At 41.5% G+C, this 585-nt stretch carries 1 tRNA gene and 1 rRNA gene; both read right to left on the bottom strand.

The features are described 5' to 3' along the window. Positions 1-116 precede the first annotated feature (116 nt). Positions 117-191, bottom strand: a tRNA-Ile gene (locus AC1DU2_RS30885). A gap of 228 nt (positions 192-419) precedes the next feature. Then, a 16S ribosomal RNA gene (locus AC1DU2_RS30880) occupies positions 420-585 on the bottom strand; the annotation flags it as partial.

Genomic DNA, 585 nt, shown 5'->3' with positions numbered 1-585 from the left:
GCTCTAGCCAGCTGAGCTAATCCCCCTAAAAATGAATGATTGAATTATTGAATGTCTGAATTATTGAATACTTTTTATTCAGTAATTCTATAATTATCCAATTCAATAATTGCTTGTAGTCCCGAGCAGATTTGAACTGCTGACCCCTACATTATCAGTGTAGTGCTCTAACCAAGCTGAGCTACAGGACTGGGTCGATTTCGAAATTCGGATTTACGATTTGTGATTCTCCTATTCCCGATTTCTTGCAATCTCGTATCACCTTTTGATTAGCGCCACTAATTGGCTTCATCTTTTGGGTTTCCTTTTGTGTGTTTATTAGTATAACTGAACTATATAGTATAATTCAGCAAACCAATTTTAAGAAATAATCATGTAGGTAACTTGTTACAATAACTTAGCTCGAGATACTGCTCCAGAAAGGAGGTATTCCAGCCACACCTTCCGGTACGGCTACCTTGTTACGACTTAGCCCCAGTTACCGACTTTACCCTAGGACGCTCCTTGCGGTTACGCACTTCAGGCACTTCCAGCTTCCATGGCTTGACGGGCGGTGTGTACAAGGCCCGGGAACGTATTCACCAC

The sequence above is a fragment of the Mucilaginibacter sp. P4_C11 genome, from assembly GCF_056402115.1.
Note: the sequence above shows the minus strand (reverse complement) of the source record. Positions and strands in the feature narration are given on the sequence as shown.